General features: G+C 35.3%; 16 protein-coding genes. 15 read left to right on the top strand and 1 reads right to left on the bottom strand.

Going from position 1 to position 18,399, the window contains the following annotated elements:
* Positions 1-2,229 (bottom strand): TonB-dependent receptor family protein, encoded by a 2,229-nt coding sequence (locus DZ60_RS0104180; RefSeq protein WP_025740726.1) that lies wholly within the window; start codon positions 2,227-2,229, stop codon positions 1-3.
* Positions 2,230-2,441: 212 nt separating this feature from the next.
* Between DZ60_RS0104180 and DZ60_RS0104175 the strand changes: the two genes are divergently transcribed.
* The 15 genes from DZ60_RS0104175 (at position 2,442) to DZ60_RS0104105 (ending at position 18,117) form a co-directional block, all read left to right on the top strand.
* Positions 2,442-2,870 (top strand): hypothetical protein, encoded by a 429-nt coding sequence (locus tag DZ60_RS0104175; protein WP_025740724.1) that lies wholly within the window; start codon positions 2,442-2,444, stop codon positions 2,868-2,870.
* A 61-nt stretch (positions 2,871-2,931) separates the two neighbouring features.
* On the top strand, positions 2,932-3,351 hold the full coding sequence (locus tag DZ60_RS0104170) for an HYC_CC_PP family protein (RefSeq protein WP_025740722.1): 420 nt from the start codon (positions 2,932-2,934) through the stop codon (positions 3,349-3,351).
* A 105-nt stretch (positions 3,352-3,456) separates the two neighbouring features.
* Entirely contained in the window at positions 3,457-7,194 is a 3,738-nt protein-coding gene (locus tag DZ60_RS0104165; protein WP_025740720.1) for an efflux RND transporter permease subunit, read from the top strand.
* Complete coding sequence (locus DZ60_RS0104160) at positions 7,191-8,405, top strand: TolC family protein (protein ID WP_025740719.1); 1,215 nt, start codon at positions 7,191-7,193, stop codon at positions 8,403-8,405. The genes DZ60_RS0104165 and DZ60_RS0104160 overlap by 4 nt, the downstream gene beginning before the upstream one ends.
* A 5-nt stretch (positions 8,406-8,410) precedes the next feature.
* Positions 8,411-10,729 carry a multicopper oxidase domain-containing protein gene (locus tag DZ60_RS0104155; protein WP_025740717.1) on the top strand — a complete coding sequence of 773 codons (2,319 nt, stop codon included), beginning with the start codon at positions 8,411-8,413 and terminating at the stop codon, positions 10,727-10,729.
* Positions 10,730-10,761: 32 nt separating this feature from the next.
* Entirely contained in the window at positions 10,762-11,379 is a 618-nt protein-coding gene (locus tag DZ60_RS0104150) for a DUF3347 domain-containing protein (RefSeq protein WP_025740715.1), read from the top strand.
* Positions 11,380-11,832, top strand: a complete 453-nt coding sequence (locus DZ60_RS0104145; protein WP_025740713.1) for a heme-binding domain-containing protein — start codon at positions 11,380-11,382, stop codon at positions 11,830-11,832. It abuts the gene before it with no gap.
* 20 nt (positions 11,833-11,852) lie between these two features.
* Positions 11,853-12,380, top strand: a complete 528-nt coding sequence (locus DZ60_RS0104140) for a DUF3347 domain-containing protein (protein WP_025740711.1) — start codon at positions 11,853-11,855, stop codon at positions 12,378-12,380.
* A gap of 658 nt (positions 12,381-13,038) precedes the next feature.
* Positions 13,039-13,683, top strand: coding sequence for a class I SAM-dependent methyltransferase (locus DZ60_RS0104135; RefSeq protein ID WP_025740710.1), 645 nt, complete (start codon positions 13,039-13,041; stop codon positions 13,681-13,683).
* Between the two features lie 22 nt (positions 13,684-13,705).
* Positions 13,706-14,176, top strand: a complete 471-nt coding sequence (locus DZ60_RS0104130) for a YybH family protein (protein ID WP_025740708.1) — start codon at positions 13,706-13,708, stop codon at positions 14,174-14,176.
* Positions 14,177-14,182: 6 nt separating this feature from the next.
* On the top strand, positions 14,183-14,776 hold the full coding sequence (locus DZ60_RS0104125; RefSeq protein ID WP_025740706.1) for a DUF2911 domain-containing protein: 594 nt from the start codon (positions 14,183-14,185) through the stop codon (positions 14,774-14,776).
* A 3-nt stretch (positions 14,777-14,779) separates the two neighbouring features.
* Positions 14,780-15,490 carry a PepSY domain-containing protein gene (locus tag DZ60_RS0104120; protein WP_025740705.1) on the top strand — a complete coding sequence of 237 codons (711 nt, stop codon included), beginning with the start codon at positions 14,780-14,782 and terminating at the stop codon, positions 15,488-15,490.
* 5 nt (positions 15,491-15,495) lie between these two features.
* Positions 15,496-17,298, top strand: a complete 1,803-nt coding sequence (locus DZ60_RS0104115) for an efflux RND transporter periplasmic adaptor subunit (RefSeq protein WP_025740703.1) — start codon at positions 15,496-15,498, stop codon at positions 17,296-17,298.
* Positions 17,299-17,344: 46 nt separating this feature from the next.
* The gene (locus tag DZ60_RS25410; RefSeq protein ID WP_034228641.1) at positions 17,345-17,545 is read left to right on the top strand and encodes a hypothetical protein; all 201 of its coding nucleotides are present in this window, start codon (positions 17,345-17,347) and stop codon (positions 17,543-17,545) included.
* Positions 17,546-17,550: 5 nt separating this feature from the next.
* On the top strand, positions 17,551-18,117 hold the full coding sequence (locus DZ60_RS0104105) for a helix-turn-helix domain-containing protein (RefSeq protein WP_025740701.1): 567 nt from the start codon (positions 17,551-17,553) through the stop codon (positions 18,115-18,117).
* Positions 18,118-18,399: the final 282 nt, after the last annotated feature.

Genomic DNA, 18,399 nt, shown 5'->3' with positions numbered 1-18,399 from the left:
TTAAAATCGATATCTGACTGCAAAATTAATCCCAAAGGGATGACCAGGACGTAAACCTGCTGGTACGCGAGATACAGTGTACTCTGTGTCAAACAGGTTGATTACGTTTGTTGTTAGTGCAAAATTTTCATTGAGAAAATAGTGCGCAGATAAGTCAAAAATGAAATTAGAATCCACTTTGAAATTTTCTGGAATCGCTCCTGAACCAGCTCTAGTTCTAAATGCACCAGTATATCGTGAATTCAAGTTTACTTCAAATTTCTTATGCTGTAGACCTAATATTGCATTTAATTGATTTCTTGCAATGTATGGTATTTCATCCCCTTTGGTCACTACGCCATAAATATCTTCGTTACTGTCAAAACTGGTCAGGAATTCGGTATCGGTAAGCGTATAGGAAATCGATAGAGGAAGTTTAAATTTCTCTGAGGTATTATATAGCAAATTGTAATTTAGTAAAAATTCAATGCCGCTTACGCGAACTTCACCTGCATTAAATTGGTCAAGGCTTCCGGTACCCCCTGTTGCTGCCAAATCACTTCCCAGTAGATTTTTATAATCATTGTAGAACCCGACAAGTTCCCCTGAAAAACCTTTAAAACCAAATCGAGAACCCAGCTCATAATTAATACTTTCTTCGGCATTTTGTCCTGGCGTATTGCTTGGTGGCGAAAACCCTTTGTGTACCCCACCGAAAACCGATATATAGTTATTGAATCTGTAATTTGCACCTATGCCTGGAATCCACACATCTACATTGTTTTCGCGAATAGCTAAATCCTGACCAGTTCTGTTTGGGTCATTGGTGCCATAATCCGTTCGGGTAAGGGTTATATTTTCATATCGCAAGCCAGGTGTTAAGGTCAGGTTCTTAATTTTAATTGTGTACAAGAGGTGCGTCGCCAATGCTTTTGCGCTACTTATACGATTGGCATCTGCACCCTTTTCGCCTACTGTAGTCCGTATTAATTCTTTATTTTGAAACGCATACCTGTCCACCCATTGAAATCGGTCCTCGTCATCTTCGTGGTAACGAATCCCTGCTTCCAGAGTTTGTAGCCAATCAGAACCCCATCGTAATTTGGCAATGGACTGAACACCATTTGACGTATATGTTCTGTTGTTTGCCTTTACGCCCATAACATCGTCTTGGGTATTTTCATTACCCAAAATGGACTGGTATTCTAAGGGGTAATCCATTGGTGATGACAGAATATCACTAATGCTCACCCTTTCGCCTAAATTTACGTCGTCCAATTTGTACCAATTCCGTTTGAACTTATTCAGGTAACCGGTAGTACTTATATTTAACGACGGGGATACCTGTATAAAATGGGTTAGCTGGTATTGTTGATGTTCGGCGTTCATTACATCTTCGGACGAGGCCCTGTATCTTCTATAAGGGTTTTCCTCAAAATCTTCATCCGTCAATCCCAAGTAAGTTTCGTTTGCCTCTTCTTCAGAATATTGGATTTTAAATGTTAACGACTGATATATTTTTGCATCTAAATTTGAGTTGACCCTAAACTTGGCCAAATAATCAGATTTGTCAAACCCTGTATTGCCACCGCCATCAAGTTCTTTAAAACCATTGGAATTATAGTTGAAATAGTCTGTTACAAATCCAAAGTTTTTATAGCTATCACCAATAACTAATTGTGTGTTTCTGGAATCATAATTTCCTACAGCAATTGAAGCCTTTCCAGAAAATTTGTCCGGGATTTGAGAAGACATCATATTAATGGCACCACCTGTAGTATTGGGTCCGTATTGAATTTGACTACTTCCTTTTAATATTTCTATGGCTTCCATTCGAGCTATTGTTGGAAAATAATAAGCGGCTGGGGCACTGTAAGGGGCTGGTGCAATGAGTACGCCGTCTTCCATCAAGTTGATTTTTGCACTACGCTCAGGCGATGTTCCTCTTAAACTTATATTTGGACGTAATCCAAATCCATCTTCTTCATAGATGTTAATTCCTGGAACTGTTTGTAAAACCCTATTGATATTAGTATAAGAGAATTTTTTTAATTCTTCTTTGGAGATATAACTTGCAGAGCCAGTTTTGTTTTTAACTTCAAATCTACTACCGAGTATAGTATTTCCAGAGACAATAACCTCTTTTAACTGTTCCGTTTTTTGTTGGACAGTATCCTTTTTTGGGGGATTAGTTTGCGCCCATATATTTGTAAATTGTAAGATAAATAGTAGGAAAAATAGAGTTCTCATTTGTTATAAATTATTTAGAATGATTTTAAATAAGGGCAAATATAAAATGATATTTTTAAAAACCAAGTATTATTTATAATTATTCTAAATAATATTTTATATCTCTAGATAATAGCTAGACAAATACAATAAATGTGATTTTTATCATATTTCGCTAAAAAGCTGTTTATTAAATTTGTGAATTCAGTTTTTTAATCAAAAATGTATTTCCCATGAAGAAATTAGTGATAATATTCCTAGTCCTTATCGTTGGACAATCAATGGTATCTCAAGAAAAGATAAATGAATTTGCTTTTGAATATGAAGCTGTTACCCGAGGTTTTTATCAGAAAATTAAGGTTAACAAAGAGACACTTGTTTTTAGTGAAGATAGAACTGTAAAAAAGAGCAGTACGGTAAAACTGAACAATAAACAATGGAATAAAATACTAGAATTAGTAGATGAAATTAAACTCAAAAATCTATCTTCTTTAAAAGCTCCGTCTGAAAAACGAAAATTTGATGGCGCTGCTCATTCGAAGTTAAAAGTTCTTTACAAAGATGATTTATATGAGTCACCTAGCTTTGACCACGGCAACCCGCCATTAGAGATTAAAGGCCTTGTAGACTATATTATAGAATTGAGTCAATCAGCCAAATAGGAATTTAAAATTATGTTAAACAAAATTAAAGTGTTAAAATTTTTGTAGCTTTGCACAATCAATGAAGAAGATTTTTCTTAAAATAGCATCTTTTTGCATGGCACTTTTAGTGTTTGTCTCAACATTGTCTTTCACTATTGAGAGTCATTACTGTGGCGATGTTTTAGTGGATTCTTCTGTGTTTGGTTCAGTTGAATCTTGTGGTATGGAAGTTCAGCAGAAACCATCTTCAAAAGAATGTGACCTTATTAACAAGAAAAACTGTTGTAGTGATGAGCAGTTGGTTGTTGATGGGCAAGATAATTTAAAAATTTCTTTCGATAAATTAGATAAGGAACAACAGTTATTGGTTGCTACTTTCATCTATTCATACATAAATCTGTTTACTGAACAACAAACAGAAAACACTTCTTTTAGAGATTATTCTCCTCCTCCCTTGGTCAGGGACGTTCAAGTTTTAGACCAAACCTTCCTTATTTGATTTTTAAGTAATTAGTACTGTAGTCCAACATTAAATTGTTTGGACTAAGCTGCTTGTCTTTTGTTTTTTAAAACAAAAATTATAATTACTTAAAAACTCATTTTTATGCTAAATAAAAGCATCAAATTTTTAATAGAAAATAAATTAGTAGCTGTTTTGTTACTAGCTTTATTCGTGGCATGGGGTGTTGTAAATGCACCTTTTGAATGGAATACTGGTTCTTTACCACGTAATCCTGTAGCCGTAGACGCCATACCCGATATAGGTGAAAACCAACAAATTGTATTTACAAAATGGGATGGTCGTTCCCCTCAAGATATTGAGGACCAAATTACCTATCCACTAACCACATCACTTCTGGGAATTCCTGGAGTTAAAACCATACGTAGCTCTTCGATGTTTGGCTTTTCCAGTATCTACATCATTTTTGAAGAAGATATTGAGTTCTACTGGAGCCGAAGTCGTATTCTCGAAAAATTAAATTCATTGCCGGCAGGTTTGCTACCCAGTGGTGTTAATCCTGCACTTGGCCCTGATGCGACAGGTCTTGGACAGATATATTGGTACACCCTAGAAGGCCGTGACGAAAATGGAAATGTAACTGGTGGTTGGGATTTACAGGAATTGCGTAGCATTCAGGATTTCTATGTAAAATATGCGCTGTCATCCGCAAGCGGTGTTTCAGAAGTGGCTTCAATTGGTGGTTACGTTTTGGAATACCAAGTAGATGTCAACCCAGAGTTGATGAAACAATATAAAATTGGTTTAAATGAAGTTGTAAAGGCAGTTAAACAAAGTAATCGAGATGTTGGAGCTCAAACATTAGAAATCAATCAAGCAGAATATCTTATTCGTGGTTTAGGATACGTCAAGTCCATTTCCGACTTGGAGAATGCGGTAGTTACATCAGAAGATTTTACTTCAATACGTTTAAAAGACATTGCAAAAGTATCTCACGGTCCTGCAACCAGGAGAGGACTTTTAGATAAAGAAGGTGCCGAAGTTGTGGGAGGAGTAGTTGTGGCGCGATATGGTGCAAACCCTATGGCGGTTATTAATAATGTAAAAGAGAAAATAAGTGAATTAAGTTCTGGTTTACCATCAAAAACGTTGAGTGATGGTAGAACATCGCAGTTAACCATCGTTCCCTTTTATGATAGAACTGAACTTATACAAGAAACCTTGGGTACACTTGATGAAGCACTGACGTTAGAGATTTTGATTACCATTTTCGTGATTATAATAATGGTATTCAATTTAAGAGCTTCTGTGCTTATTTCGGGATTATTGCCTGTAGCTGTATTAATGGTTTTTATTTCAATGAAACTATTTAATGTAGATGCCAATATAGTGGCTTTATCAGGTATCGCTATTGCTATTGGTACAATGGTCGATGTAGGTGTTATTCTATCCGAAAATGTGCTACGGCATATTGATGATAATGATGAAAACCTACCAATGAATACCGTTGTGTATAATGCAACTGCCGAAGTCTCTGGAGCCATATTGACAGCGGTAATGACAACTATTATAAGTTTCATTCCTGTATTCACGATGATTGGTGCGGAAGGAAAATTATTTAGACCGTTGGCTTTTACCAAAACTTCTGCATTAACGGCATCCCTTATTGTAGCCTTGTTTTTAATACCACCCTTTGCAGCATATTTGTTTAAAAAGCGAAACATTAAGACTTCCTTTAGTTATATGCTCAATGGAGCAATGATTATTCTAGGTATTCTTTCCATTATTTTTGGCTATCCTCTTGGGTTAATATTAATAGCATTTGGTGTTGTTGGTTTTCTTTCACTAAAAGAAAAAATTACCCCAAAACGTGCTAATATCATTAACATATTTGTTTCGGCTTTCGCTATCATATTTTTACTGGCAGAGTATTGGAGACCATTGGGAGTAGATAGAAGCATTCTTATAAACTTAATCTTCGTTGGTCTTATCTGTTTTGGTCTTCTTGGCGTATTTACCTTATTTAGAAATTACTATGTGCGAATTTTAAATTGGGCATTGCGCAATAAGCTGTTATTTCTTTCAGTACCTACTGCCATTGTAATTTTTGGAGTAATGATTATGCGTAATACTGGTAAAGAATTTATGCCGTCCCTTAATGAAGGCTCTTTTCTGCTTATGCCCACTTCAATGCCACACGCCGGTGTTGAAGAAAACAAACGGGTGTTGCAGCAATTGGATATGGCAGTTGCCAGTATCCCGGAAATTGAAACTGTAGTTGGGAAATCTGGGCGTACAGAATCGGCATTAGATCCTGCACCATTATCAATGTATGAGAATGTCATTCAATATAAATCAGAATATATATTAAATGATAAAAGAGCTAGACAACGTTTTAAAGTAGATGAAGACGGACTATTCATTCTCAAAGATGGAAGCTTCGTTGTCAACCCTAATAGCGAAATAAATGAAGCGGCTGACTACGATATTTCAAAAACCAAAGACCCATTTTCAGTTCGTCGTTCACAACTGATACCAGATGATGATGGTGAATACTACAGAAACTGGCGACCTGAAATTGAATCCCCAGATGATATTTGGAAAGAGATTGTAAAAGCCACCAAACTACCAGGAGTTACTTCAGCGCCAAAACTGCAACCTATTGAAACACGCTTGGTAATGCTACAAACAGGTATGCGAGCACCAATGGGAATTAAGGTAAAAGGCCAAGATTTGAATGAGATTGAAGCATTTGGAGTACAATTAGAAGATATTCTCAAGCAAGCCGATGGTGTTAAGGATGAAGCTGTTTTTGCCGACCGTATTGTAGGGAAACCTTATCTGCTTTTGGATATTGATAGAGAACGGCTTGCGCGTTATGGAATTTCCATAGAACAAGTACAGCAAGTCATTCAGGTATCTGTTGGTGGAATGGTGCTAACTCAAACCGTTGAGGGTAGAGAGCGATATGGTATACGTGTGCGATATCCGAGAGAGCTACGTGCAAATCCAAGTGATTTAAAAGATATTTATGTGCCTGTAGAAAAAGGTAATCCAATTCCATTAAGTGAACTGGTTACTATTCGTTACGAACAGGGTCCACAGATTATTAAAAGTGAGGACACATTTTTGGTAGGCTATGTCCTGTTTGACAAATTAGATGGATATGCTGAAGTAGATGTTGTTGAAAATGCACAAGCGCTCATTCAAGAAAAAATTGATAGCGGCGAATTAATTGTTCCCAAAGGAATTAACTACCTATTTACTGGTACATATGAGAATCAATTGCGCGCTGAAAAAACCCTGTCTGTGGTTGTGCCGTTAGCACTAGCAATAATATTTCTTATTCTCTATTTCCAGTTCCGTTCTGTTGGTACATCATTAATGGTATTTACAGGTATCGCAGTTGCATTTGCCGGTGGATTTTTAATGATTTGGTTCTACGGACAAGACTGGTTTTTGAATTTTAACTTCTTTGGTGAAAACCTTCGAGACCTTTTTCAAATGCATACCATAAACTTGAGTGTTGCTGTATGGGTGGGATTCATTGCCTTATTTGGTATTGCAACAGATGATGGTGTAGTAATGGCAACTTATCTAACGCAAACCTTTGACAAAAACAAACCTAAAGACAGAAAAGGAATAAGGGCATCTGTGGTCGAAGCTGGAGAGAAACGTATTCGACCTTGTTTGATGACAACAGCAACTACCATTCTTGCTTTACTGCCTGTACTCACATCAACAGGCCGCGGTAGTGATATAATGATACCAATGGCCATCCCTTCTTTTGGAGGAATGCTAATTGCCTTAGTAACCTTATTTGTTGTGCCAGTTTTATTTAGCTGGAAACACGAGTTTCAATTAAAAAGAGCTACAAAATGAGATATATAATTTTAATAGGAATAGTTGTTTTCGCTTTCACGAAAACAAATGCACAAGAGTTAGTGTCTTATATTCAGGAAGCTGAAAGGAATAATCCAGAAATTCAGGCTTTTGAATTGCGGTATAACATAGCCGAAGAAAAAGTAAATGAGGTCAATACCTTACCAGATACTCAAGTAAGTGCTGGCTATTTTGTGAGTGAACCCGAAACCCGCACAGGAGCACAACGCGCACGTTTTTCAGTAAAGCAAATGTTGCCTTGGTTTGGAACCATTACAGCTAGAGAAAATTACGCAAGTTCAATGGCAGAAACTCAATATGTAGATATTGCGATTGCCAAGCGAAAACTTGCCCTAGCAGTATCTCAATCTTATTATAAGCTATATGCCATCAGAGCAAAACAACGTGTTTTAGATGAGAATATTGAGCTTTTAGAAACTTATGAACGCCTTGCACTAACCTCGGTAGAAGTTGGTAAGGCATCTGCAGTGGATGTACTGCGCCTTCAAATAAGACAAAATGAACTTGTACAGAAAAAAGATGTACTGGAGCAAGATTACCTTGCTGAACAAGTAGCTTTCAACAATCTATTAAATCGTGATGAAACTATTGCGGTAACCGTTGTTGAGGAGATGTTTATTCCAGAGGAGGATGCATTAATATTAACCGAAAATCTTCAGTTAAATCCTGAACTGCTGAGGTATGATAAGTTATACGAATCGGTTGAACAATCAGAGTTATTAAATCAGAAAGAAAGTGCACCCAACATAGGTTTTGGTTTGGATTATGTGCCAGTTTCTGAACGTCCTGATTTGAGTTTCAGTGATAACGGAAAAGACATTGTAATGCCAATGCTATCTATTTCAATTCCAATTTTCAATAACAAGTATAAGTCTGTAACAAAGCAGAATGAATTAAAGCAATTACAAATACAATCTCAAAAAGCAGATAGGCTAAACAAACTAGAGACGTTACTTGCAGATGCGCAATATAGTAGAGAGACAACAAGAATTAAGTTCAATATTCAATCAGATAATTTGAAACAAGCCAATGATGCTGAACAAATCCTGATAAAAAATTATGAGACGGGTACTATTGATTTTAATGATGTATTAGATGTACAGGAGTTACAGTTAAAATTTCAAATCAATCTTATTGAATCTATTAAAGGCTATTATATACAATATGCCTTGATTAATTACTTAACATAATAAAAATGAGAATAATAAATATAATAACATTATTACTATTTACCACTTCAGTTTTTGCCCAAGTTGGTACAAATGGTGAAGACAGAAAAGAAGAAAGTCGCCCAGTTAAGGAGTATAACCTTACCATAGAGCAAAAGGAAATGACACTTGGAGGTGTCACCGCTAAGGCAATGACTTTAAATGGCAGTATTCCTGGACCAACGTTAGAATTTAATGAAGGAGACCTTGCCATAATCAATGTAACTAATAAAATGGACGAAGAAACCTCGGTACATTGGCACGGGTTGATACTTCCAAATTTCTATGACGGTGTTCCTTATTTAAATACACCGCCAATTGAACCTGGAGAGACGTTTCAATACAGAATCCCTATTAACCAATCTGGTACCTATTGGTACCATTCCCATACAATGCTTCAAGAACAAAAAGGAGTTTTTGGTTCAATTATCATTCAGCCCAAAGAAAAAACATTGGATTATGATAAAGATTTGATTGTAATGCTGTCTGACTGGACCAATGAAAAACCACTAAATGTATTACGAAACCTTAAACGAGGTAATGAGTGGTATCAGGTAAAAAAAGGTACATCAGTGCCATTGAGTAGAGTCATTAAAGAAGGTGCATTGGGCGCACAATTTAAGTTTTGGCGAGACCGTATGGAAGGTGCGGACATTTCGGATATCTACTATCCAGCATTTTTGACCAATGGTAAAAAAGTAGCGGAATACCCAGAATTTAAGCCAGGTGAAAAGGTCAGACTTCGCTTTATAAATGCTTCAGCATCCACCTATTATTGGATGGATTTTGGTGGAGGCAACCCAATCATAGTTGCGAGTGACGGTATAGATGTGGAACCTGTGCATAAAAGCCGATTTCTTTTTGGAATAGCCGAAACCTATGATGTGATAGTAACTATCCCGGAAGGTACTTTAGAGATTACTGCCACAACGCAAGATGGTTCTGGTAACACCTCTTTACATCTAGGACAAGGAACACTTTTTCCCGCAGTTGTAATAGACAGACCAGACAAAGTGGAAATGATGAAGCAAATGGCAAAAATGGATATGAAGATGGGTGCACCTGCAATGGTGGGCAATCAAAAGGAAAAAACGCCAGAAGTATTAATGCAAAAGTACGGGATGAAGATGGATATGAAGGATGGGCAGATGAAAATGAATATGGGCAATACGATGGAGATGAAAAAGGACTCGATGTCAATGAACCATAACGAAACATCGGACAAAATGAAAGGTCATATGAATCATGATACGTCCAAGATGAAAAAAGACAGTTCCGTTTTCGATTACAGTACTCGTAAAACCTATTTCAACTATGATTTTTTAAAGGCAAAAGAGAATACCACTTTTGAGACAGATGCGCCAGTAAATGAGATACTGCTTAATCTAACCGGAAATATGCAACGATACATTTGGAGTATGAATGGCGTACCATTGTCAGAAACCGATAATATTAAAATTAAAGGCGGTGAGGTTACAAGAATCACCTTAAATAACATAACAATGATGCATCACCCAATGCACCTTCACGGACATTTTTTCAGGGTGATTAATGAAAATGGGGAGCGTTCACCATTAAAGCACACGGTTAACGTGCCACCAATGCAAAAAGTGATTATAGAGTTCTATAATGAAGAAGTTGGTGATTGGATTTTTCATTGTCACGTACTATATCATATGATGGGTGGTATGGCAAGAGTATTTAGTTATGATACACCAAGAGACGAAAGGATGAAAGAATTTCCAGCTCAAAAGCTAGTGGATGAAACAGACCTGTATTACTCGTGGGGAGCTGCGCGGATAGGTTCAAACTTTAATGAACTCTTTTTAACGACGAGCAACATTCGTAACGAATTTGGATTACGTGCCGAATTTGATTATGACCAAAATGCCGAAATAGAAGTAAATTATAACAGGTATTTGAATGATTGGGTACGTGTTTATGTAGGTGTAAATACTGAAACCGAAATCCCAAATTCTTATGATGAATTTAATACCGTAGGATTGGTAGGTTTAAAATATTTCACGCCTTACAGATTTAACGTAGATGTGAGTATTGACCATCAATTGCGCCCAAGAATACGGTTGGATAGAGAGATATTGATTTTTCCAAGAATTTTTCTGGAAGGGGAATATGAATATAGAGCCGACTTTGGTTGGGTCAATGATTTAGAAAATAATAGTTCTTATGAAGGTGAGACCCAATGGTTGGTAGGAGCTTCTTATATCCTTTCAAGAAATTTTTCAATACAAGGAAATTATAATAATGTATATGGTTGGGGTGGTGGCCTTTTAGCCAGATTTTAAAACTATAAATGATAAACTTTAAACAAATAAAAATGAGCAAATTAAAATTAGTATTTGGAGTGGTTGCAATAGCATTTGTAACCTTAACAGTAGTGTCTTGTAAAGATGCTAAAACAGAAAGCAGTACCAATTCTGAAATCGGTACTGAGGAAGACCATTCAAAAATGAACCACGATAATTCCGATGGCCACCACGATGTGGATAAAAAGGAAATGGCAATGAGTGGAAATGGTAATTCACAAACTGTATTAAATGACTATTTCATTCTTAAAGATGCCTTGGTAGCAGATGATAATGCTAAAGCCAAAGGGCTTGGTGCAACCCTCGCAACAACTTTGGGAAAACTTGACATTTCAAAATATACTGACACTCAAAAGGCAGATTTAAAAGATATTATTGAGGATGCTGTAGAGCACGCAGAACATATTTCTGAAAGTGACATTGCACACCAGCGTGAGCATTTCAAAGTATTGAGTAAAGATATTACAGATATGGTAGCCATTACTGGTACACAAAATACATTGTACCAACAGTTTTGCCCAATGTATGATGGTGGTAGTGCTTGGTTGAGTATGAGTGAAGATATTAAAAATCCGTACTACGGTAGTAAAATGTTGAAATGCGGAAAAGTTCAAAAGGAAATCAATTAAATGAAGATTGTAAAAATCATAGCAATAATCTTGTTGGTTGCTTTTGTAGGTATACAATTTGTGCCTGTAGACCACAACCAAAGTGAAGGTGTTCCAAAAACCGACTTTATGTTGGTAAATGATGTCCCAAATGATATCAAGAACAAATTGCAAGTCTCTTGCTATGATTGTCACAGTAACAATACAAAATATCCTTGGTACAACAAGGTGCAACCGGTAGCCTGGTTTCTAGAAGAGCATATCAAAGAAGGAAAAGCAGAGTTAAACTTTAATGAGTGGGATTCTCTTTCAAGTAGAAGGAAAGTAAGTAAACTGAGGTCTATGATTAAGCAGATTGAAAGTGGTGAGATGCCTTTAGGTTCCTATACTTTCATTCATAAAGACGCAAAGTTTTCAGAAGAAGAAACCCAGCAGCTAGTTGAGTATATAGAAAATTTAAAAGACAGTTTATAGTTAATATTAAAATATAAAAAATGAAAAATATAAAAATGAGTATAGCAACAATGCTATTGTTAGCAGTTTCCTTTACCAATGCACAGGAAAAAGGAAAAATGAAAATGGACCATGGTAAAATGATGAATATGAAATCTGAAGCGATTTTAAGTGATTATTTCAGCTTAAAGGATGCTTTGGTGGCAGATGATTCTAAAAAAGCAGCTGAGGCAGGTTCTAAATTGGCGGTTTCACTAAAGGCATTTGACAAGTCAAATTACACCGCAGGAGAGCAAAAAGAATTGACGGATATTATTGAAGATGCTACAGAGCACGCAGAGCATATTACAAAAAGTGAAATAGGCCATCAGAGAGAACATTTTAAGACATTAAGTAAGGATATTACGGATATGGTAGCTATAACTGGCACTAAGAATACGCTGTATGAACAGTTTTGCCCAATGTACGATAAGGGTAGTGCTTGGTTAAGTACAAAAGAAGAGGTGAGAAACCCATATTATGGAAGTAAAATGCTTAAGTGCGGGAAAGTTCAAAAGACTATTCAATAGATAATCCCTTCCTTATGTCTTTATACATTCTTCTGGTTTATTAGTTAACATAAGATGATAAAATGACAAGGATATCTGAATAGTTAGAAGCCCTGTCGTGGGAAGGGAAAATAGTTGATGGTTAGTGTTAGTTCCTTCCCGTGACAGGCAAAAATAAAAGTCCTAATAAGAGAAAGGGCGCATGTTTTTAGTTGGTTGGTTATGAGGCCCTTTCTCTTAATTAGGCACAATGAATTTTCTGAAAAAGAAAAGTTGATTTGGTTAATAGCAGCCTGTGCAAGGGAGAGAGAATAATCCCCCTATAATATAGTATCTCTCTTCCTTTGTCAGGCAAAACATAAGCTTTTGAAAAAGAGAAGTTTAATTAAATGCACTTGATTTTGAGAGAAGAACCTGTTTTTTGATTGATGGATAGCGTCTAACTCTCATTTTCAGGTGCTGTTTAAAGAGAAAATAATAACAAAGTAAAATTATAATTGAATTTAACTAAAGTAAGTAATGAAAGATTGTTGCAAGGACGGTTGCCAAAACAAAGCAGAAAAATCTGTTATTAAAAAATGGTTCAATTATATAGTATATATAATCATTGCTATAATTGTTATTAGTGCATTAATGATTCAATTAACAAGTAAATAACCAATTTAAAATGACAACAAATATGAGCAAAGAATATATCCCTGCATTAGGCTATAATTGGTTAACAAACTTATATGATTGGGCGATTAAATTAACAATGCCTGAAAGCAAATTCAGAAATAGATTAATAGACTATCTAAATCCTAAGAATAGTGACACAATTCTTGAATTTGGATTTGGCACTGGACAAAATTTAATTATTGCAAACAATCGAAACAATAGCACATATTATGTGGGCTTAGATATAGACCCTAAGGTAAAACATATTGCTGAGGAAAAGTTTAAGAAAAAAGGATTGAAAATCAAGCTTGATTTATATGATGGTAATCTTTTTCCATACGCAGACAATACTTTTGATAAAGTATTTAGCTCGTTGGTTTTTCATCAATTAGATAAAAACACAAAATCTTCTTGTTTAAATGAAATCAATAGAGTGTTAAAACCGGATGGAAAAATAATAATTGGGGATTGGGGAAAAGCGAAATCAAAGTTTATGAGATTTACTTTTTATATAGTTCAAGTGCTTGATGGGTTTAAAACAACATCAGATAATGTAAATGGACTTATGCCAGAATACATGAAAAAATCAGGGTTTAAAAATGTTTCAGAAATAGATTATATAAATACAAAAATAGGTAGTTATTGCTACTATACAGGAGTAAAATAAATAACTAAAAAAATTAAAAAAGATGAAATCCTTAAAAACAACATTAACAATAGTATGCACCTTATTTATTATCACAAGTATTCAGTCGCAAAACAAAGATTCAGAAGCAGTCGCCTCTGTAATGAAAACCTATAAAGACGCACTACAAAACCTTACTACAGAAGGTACATTCGAGTTATTTACAAAAGACTCTAAAGTGTTTGAATCTGGGGGTGTAGAAGGAACTTACAGTCACTATATAGAGCATCATTTGGGTCCAGAATTAGGGCACTTTAAAAGTTTTACATTTTCAGATTATGAAATCGATGTACAAGTAGATGCACCTTATGCATTTACAACAGAAACCTACATCTATACCATCGTTCTAAACCCTGATGATAAGGGCAATTCTAGAACTATAAAGAAAAAAGGAGTGGCAACATCAATTTTAAAGAAGATAGATGGTAAATGGAAAATTATTAAAACACATTCTTCATCAAGAAATATAAAGTAAAATCTAATGAAAAAACATATCCACCTTTCTGTATTACTAATCGTTTTTCTAATCGTCTCTTGCAAACAAGAAACAAAAGATGTCAAAGAGGTAGTTGTTGAGGAAAAAGCTTCAGAAACTTCTACACAACCAAATAAAAAGAAACCTTTAAGCCCACATACATCAACAATGGCAATGATAGGCGATGCTCATATCCATATTGATTATTCATCACCAGGAGTAAGAGATAGAATCATCTTTGGTGGTTTGGTAGGGTATGACCAAGTGTGGCAGGCAGGCGCGCATATGGCTACCTGGATAGAAACCAATAAAGATTTAATCATAAATGGAGAAACGATTCCTAAAGGGAAATATGGCTTTTTTACAATTCCATCAAAAGGCGACTGGACAGTGATGATTAATAAAAACTGGGAGCAACACGGTAAAGATGAATATGACGAAAAAGATGATGTTATTCGATTTAAAGTAACACCTACAATTTCAGAGGAAATCACTGAACATTTAAAGTATGAGGTAACGAAGAAAAATGAAACGGAAGGCACTATATCTCTTGCTTGGGAAAAAGTAAAAATCGAGTTTCCTTTTGTAGTAAAAAATTAAAAAATGGTAAACAGGCATACAGCTTTAAAAATTAGAAAAACCCACAGGTATTTGGGTCTCTTTTTAGGGATTCAATTCCTGTTTTGGACTATTAGTGGCTTGTATTTTAGTTGGACAGATATTGATGAAATACATGGAGACCAATTTAAAAACTTGGAGTATCAACCCAAAACGTTTAATAATTTAATAAGTCCTTCAAAACTAGGAACATCTGCAGGAGTTAATACTATTGAGTTAAGAGATATTGGCAATACACCATATTATTGGGTAAACAATAAACTATTGTATAACGCTATCGATGGAAGTCCAAAAAATAGTATTACAAAGGATGAAGCACTTTATATTGCCAAAAACTATATGAAAAGCGACTTGGTGGTAGAATCTGTTGAGGAAATTACAGAAACTGGAAAACATCACGAGTATCGAGAAAAACTGTTGCCTGCTTATGTTATATCTTATAAAACAGATGACGCTCTAAAGGCATATGTTTCTGTAAAAGATGGAAAATTTCAAACCGTAAGACATCGCAGCTGGCGATGGTTCGATTTTCTTTGGATGACGCATACTATGGACTATGAGGGACGAGATAATTTCAACACCATTGTTTTAAGAGCATTTTCACTTTTAGGTTTGATAACCGTTTTAAGTGGATTCTTGCTTTGGTATACGTCATCACCAACGATTAGAAAAATTAATAAAAAAAATAAAAAATAAATATTATGAATAAAAACATCATTTATATAGGTGTTGCGTTGATTGTTGGCCTGTTGGGCGGCTTTCTAATTTTTGGTGGAGATTCTGCCGATAGTGCAACAAATGAGGTTATGGATAACCACAATCATTCAGAAGAAATTGCTTCCAATCAAATGTGGACCTGCTCTATGCATCCGCAAATTATGCAACCGGAAGCAGGAGATTGCCCCATTTGCGGAATGGATTTAATTCCAGCTGAAACTGGTGCAGATGGTCTTAGTGCAAATGAGATTAAAATGACAGACAATGCGACAGCATTGGCTAACATTCAAACATCCGTGGTAGGACAAGGAGAAATGGAAGATAACTCTTTAAAGTTATCAGGTAAAATAAAGGCCAATGAAGAGTCTAATGCAGTACAAGTCACTTATTTTGGCGGAAGAATTGAAAAACTATACGTTAATTCTACGGGAGAACGTGTAGGTGCTGGACAGCGTCTAGCAACTATTTACTCACCAGAATTAGTTGCTGCACAGCAAGAATTGCTTACGGCTTCATCCCTAAAAGAATCGCAGCCAGAATTATATAAAGCTGTTAGAAACAAACTTAAACTTTGGAAACTTTCAGAAAAGCAAATAAACGCTATTGAATCTGCTGGAAAAGTACAAGAGTACTTTCCCGTATTTGCAACAGTTTCAGGCACGGTAACTCATAAAATGGTAGAAGAAGGTGACTACGTAAAACAAGGACAACCTCTTTATAAAATAGCCAATTTCAATACGGTTTGGGCAGAATTTGATGCCTATGAAAATCAAATTGCTTTGCTAAAAGAAGGTCAATCTATTAAGGTTACTACAAATGCATACCGCAATGAGGTTTTTGATGCAAAGATTTCTTTCATAGACCCATTACTGAATTCAACAACCAGAACTATCGTTGTAAGAGCAGTGCTCAACAATAAAAAAGATAAGTTTAAACCAGGAATGTTTGTTGAAGGTAAAGTTGAAGGGATTCAATCGAGTTCTAAAAGTACGGTTACGGTTCCTGCTACTGCTGTAATGTGGACAGGTGAACGCTCTGTGGTTTATATTAAAACAAAGCCAAATGAGTCTGTTTTTGAAATGAGAGAAGTTCTTTTAGGTAATACCAATGGCACTAATTATACAATATTAGAAGGTCTTGAAAATGGAGATGAAGTGGTGACTAATGGAACATTTACAGTAGATGCAGCGGCCCAATTACAGGGTAAAAAATCTATGATGAACACCGAAGGAGGTAAAACAACAACTGGGCACGAAGGACACCTAGGTATGCAAGAGAATAGTTCAGGAGACGCGAAGGAAAATACTAACCATTCAAAGATGAATAAAAGAATCGAAGTTCCCAATAAATTTCAAAATCAATTAAAGGAAGTTTTTGATGATTATATTCTATTGAAAGATGCTCTTGTTAATGACAACTCTGAAGAAGCACAAACAGTTGCAAAAAACATAGGAAAGAATTTAGCAAAAGTAGATATGAAATTGTTGTCCGATAACGAAGCACATAACCATTGGATGACCATACAAAAAGAATTAAAAAACTCTGCCAGTGCTATTGAGAAAAATTCGAACATAGCGGCGCAAAGAGGACATTTTAAACATCTTTCTGCACATATGATAAGTAGCGTAAGGCTTTTTGGGATTAACCAAACAGTATATAGTGAGTTTTGCCCTATGGCAGATAATTATAAGGGAGCCTATTGGTTGAGTTTAGAAAAAGAAATTCGTAACCCATATTACGGAGAAGCAATGTTAACCTGTGGTGAAGTAAAAGAGACTTTAGAATAATAAGGTTATAAACTAAATCAAATATCTACATTAAGAAAAGTTTGCAATGGTAATGGTAAGAGAAATGACGATGAGTGAAAGTAGAAGAAATAGAAGAAAAGCTAAAAAGAACAAGCGACAGTCTAAAAATGATATTTCTCAAAAAGATAAAATCATTTGCATACTGGCTATAGTTACCATATTTATAATTGCTGCTGTAGCCGCATATTATTATTCACTTTCAAAAGCAGGAGTAAATCTATTTTAAAAAAAATGAGTTCAATTATTCACATAAAAAATATGGTATGTCCGAGATGCATATCGACAGTATCGCAAATTTTGTCAGATTTAAATCTGGACTTCAAGGCTATTAAGTTGGGTGAAGTAGAATTGATTTCAAAACTTAACGAATTGCAAAGAGAGGCGTTAGCCAGGAAACTTAAAGATTCTGGTTTTAATATAATTAATGACCGTAAATCACAGCTTATTGAGCAAATGAAGAATCTTGTAGTTGAAAAAGTACATCATTCCAATGAAGAAACCAATGAAAAATGGGCAGATATTATAAGTGGTGAGCTCAACTTAGATTATAAATATTTAAGTTCCCTATTCTCGTCAGTAGAAAGCATCACGTTTGAGCAATACATTATCAATCAAAAAATTGAACGTGTAAAAGAACTTATTGTTTACGATGAATTGACCTTGAGTGAGATAGCTTTTCAACTACATTATAGTAGTGTAGCCTATTTGAGTAATCAGTTTAAAAAAGTTACAGGAATGACACCTACACAGTTTAAGAAGTCTGTGGACAAAAACCTAAAATCTTTGGACGATGTTTAATAAATTCTTTTATGAAAGAATAAGATATATGGTCAACTTACGTGACAATTTACAACTTGTACATTATAACATAAAGAAAGAACAGTGAATTATAAAAAACAGATTGGTAAAAGTATAGTTGCATTAGTGCTCTTTGTAGCATTAATGACACCTTCTGCCATTCAGTTTTTTCATACACTCGAAGGCCACGAAAATATCACCTGTACAAAAAAGGTCACGCATATTCATAAATCCATTTCAAAATGTGAAATATGTAGTTTTCTTTTTACATCCCTCAACTAC

The organism is Aquimarina pacifica, from assembly GCF_000520955.1.
Classification (GTDB): Bacteria; Bacteroidota; Bacteroidia; order Flavobacteriales; family Flavobacteriaceae; genus Aquimarina; species Aquimarina pacifica.
This window is presented reverse-complemented; position numbering and strand designations above follow the sequence as displayed.

Bases quoted from the DNA above. Each gene is read 5' to 3' on its own strand.
- DZ60_RS0104180 (WP_025740726.1), bottom strand. From the start codon at position 2,229: ATGAGAACTCTATTTTTCCTACTATTTATCTTACAATTTACAAATATA.
- DZ60_RS0104175 (WP_025740724.1), top strand. From the start codon at position 2,442: ATGAAGAAATTAGTGATAATATTCCTAGTCCTTATCGTTGGACAATCA.
- DZ60_RS0104170 (WP_025740722.1), top strand. From the start codon at position 2,932: ATGAAGAAGATTTTTCTTAAAATAGCATCTTTTTGCATGGCACTTTTA.
- DZ60_RS0104165 (WP_025740720.1), top strand. From the start codon at position 3,457: ATGCTAAATAAAAGCATCAAATTTTTAATAGAAAATAAATTAGTAGCT.
- DZ60_RS0104160 (WP_025740719.1), top strand. From the start codon at position 7,191: ATGAGATATATAATTTTAATAGGAATAGTTGTTTTCGCTTTCACGAAA.
- DZ60_RS0104155 (WP_025740717.1), top strand. From the start codon at position 8,411: ATGAGAATAATAAATATAATAACATTATTACTATTTACCACTTCAGTT.
- DZ60_RS0104150 (WP_025740715.1), top strand. From the start codon at position 10,762: ATGAGCAAATTAAAATTAGTATTTGGAGTGGTTGCAATAGCATTTGTA.
- DZ60_RS0104145 (WP_025740713.1), top strand. From the start codon at position 11,380: ATGAAGATTGTAAAAATCATAGCAATAATCTTGTTGGTTGCTTTTGTA.
- DZ60_RS0104140 (WP_025740711.1), top strand. From the start codon at position 11,853: ATGAAAAATATAAAAATGAGTATAGCAACAATGCTATTGTTAGCAGTT.
- DZ60_RS0104135 (WP_025740710.1), top strand. From the start codon at position 13,039: ATGAGCAAAGAATATATCCCTGCATTAGGCTATAATTGGTTAACAAAC.
- DZ60_RS0104130 (WP_025740708.1), top strand. From the start codon at position 13,706: ATGAAATCCTTAAAAACAACATTAACAATAGTATGCACCTTATTTATT.
- DZ60_RS0104125 (WP_025740706.1), top strand. From the start codon at position 14,183: ATGAAAAAACATATCCACCTTTCTGTATTACTAATCGTTTTTCTAATC.
- DZ60_RS0104120 (WP_025740705.1), top strand. From the start codon at position 14,780: ATGGTAAACAGGCATACAGCTTTAAAAATTAGAAAAACCCACAGGTAT.
- DZ60_RS0104115 (WP_025740703.1), top strand. From the start codon at position 15,496: ATGAATAAAAACATCATTTATATAGGTGTTGCGTTGATTGTTGGCCTG.
- DZ60_RS25410 (WP_034228641.1), top strand. From the start codon at position 17,345: ATGGTAATGGTAAGAGAAATGACGATGAGTGAAAGTAGAAGAAATAGA.
- DZ60_RS0104105 (WP_025740701.1), top strand. From the start codon at position 17,551: ATGAGTTCAATTATTCACATAAAAAATATGGTATGTCCGAGATGCATA.